This window comes from Corynebacterium sp. KPL2838 (assembly GCF_040225455.1).
GTDB lineage: Bacteria > Actinomycetota > Actinomycetes > Mycobacteriales > Mycobacteriaceae > Corynebacterium > Corynebacterium rhinophilum.
The window spans coordinates 1-1,805 of sequence record NZ_JBEHFT010000070.1 but is presented as its reverse complement, the minus strand read 5'-3'; the positions used below and the strand labels follow the sequence as shown (position 1 = coordinate 1,805).

2 protein-coding genes are annotated in these 1,805 nt (G+C 45.3%); both read right to left on the bottom strand.

The genetic code is table 11. The annotated features are described in order from the left end of the window. Window positions 1–68 precede the first annotated feature (68 nt). Complete coding sequence (locus ABRP98_RS11680; RefSeq protein ID WP_349859356.1) at window positions 69–587, bottom strand: chymotrypsin family serine protease; 519 nt, start codon at window positions 585–587, stop codon at window positions 69–71. A gap of 302 nt (window positions 588–889) precedes the next feature. Further along, window positions 890–1,549 carry a hypothetical protein gene (locus ABRP98_RS11675; protein WP_349859354.1) on the bottom strand — a complete coding sequence of 220 codons (660 nt, stop codon included), beginning with the start codon at window positions 1,547–1,549 and terminating at the stop codon, window positions 890–892. Between the last annotated feature and the right edge of the window lie 256 nt (window positions 1,550–1,805).

Genomic DNA, 1,805 nt, shown 5'->3' with positions numbered 1-1,805 from the left:
TGCTCTCAAAGAAAACTACTCCCTACTAGTCGGTAACTGATTTCTCAGTCCAACTAATGGGGAGCAGTTCAAACACCCTCACAATATAGGTTCTTGTCGTCGATAGTCCCCTGAATTCTCCCTCCAAGAAACGTTTTGGTAAAAATAGTGGAAGGGATTTCGACTTCTTTATCACTGACTTTATCGACTCGGAGAGCGTAATTGGTAGGGGGATCAAGAAGTATTTCTGAAACATCCGATCCTTGGCTACTCAACAAGTAATTTTCGCCAACACTTCCAATGCGCCTACCTTTTGAATATACCTCATCCGCTTTTTCGCCGCAGTGACCTGCAGTTAAGGCCCGTCGTCGGGAAATGATAGTTACAGAACATGTCACCGCCCCTTGAGGAGGGCCCACCTGTATCTCGTCACCACTTTCTATGTATGAAAGAGGATCAGAATTCTGCTGCTGCGCAATAGATGCTGATGAAGCCGGGGCTGCTGTCAATACACTAGCCAAAGAGAAGAGGACTACACGGCTCATTATTGGAGTGATTTCGTTTTTCATAATTAATAATTCATAAAAATAAAGAAGAGGTAGGTACATCTAAAGTCCTACCTCTTCTCAGGTTTTATTTCTTCCCATAGGGGACAAATATGAGGAGAATGACCAAAATTGCTAGAGCAATCGTCACGACATACGGCCACTTAGCGTAAACGGAAAGCGCCATCAGAAGAACACCCACAGTGGCCAACAGCTTTTTCCACATAATTTCCTCTCCCAACCATCTTGAATCTTCCTAGCCGGAAGATTCTCTTTGAGTATTATCTAAACAATACAGCGACATCCGTATGGCAACATTCCAATCACGCTACCGCCAATCCCTTAGTGCTTAGTTCAGGGATAATTTATTGGAAACCAACCCGTTGTGGAATTGCAGTCTGCATAATAGCGCCAGTCACAATCGAAGCAATACCAAAGTCGGCATAGATACCACCAGGTGCAACGCCACCAAGAACCCCTGCAGTAGCTAGGATTTTGGAAACTACTGGTTCGGGAACCCAAATTCCACCGATTGCAATACCGTTACCCATACGGTTGATCGTCGTTTTGGACATCAGCAGCCTTACAGTAGTGCCATGGAATTCAATTCCATTCCGGCCTTCTTGAAAGTATGGATCAATGTCATCGTTATCAGAGCTCGAGATCTTCGGTTCCTTTTCCCAGAACGTTACCGAGTCTCCCGCTACCTTCATCTCGAGGTTGCTATCAGCCTTGGCCTCATTGATTTTTTCGTTCTGAGCCTTTACCTCATTTTCAATTTCCTGCAGATCTTTTTGGGAGAAAGCGCTTTCCGCCTCGCTATCAACCGAGAATTGATCTCCTCGTAGGGAAACATAGGAATCTGCATTTTCGAGCAATACTGAGGACACAGAAGACGGAGACTCATTATTCTGAGACGATGCATCGGGGCCAGTCACAGTCTCGGCACCAGCATTAGCCGGAACAAAAACTGTTGCTGCGGTAATCAGCATCGCTAAAAGCGCAGATTTCTTGGGACGATACATACTCTTAAACCTTTCGAGAGGAGATGGATGAAAATCCGGACACCTCTAAGATCGCATGCAGTAGACAAATTTGAAAGCGAAAGAGGGAAAACGTAAACGAACGTATATCTTTTCCCAAAATCATTGTCAGAACGCTCAAAATATATATTATTACGGCTTAATCTCGTAGGCAACAGCTGTCGGGCCTGACCCCCGGAAAGTGGACACGTCGGGGGTTAGCTATGCTGCTTTGGTCAGTGTAGCTGATGTGAGTGCT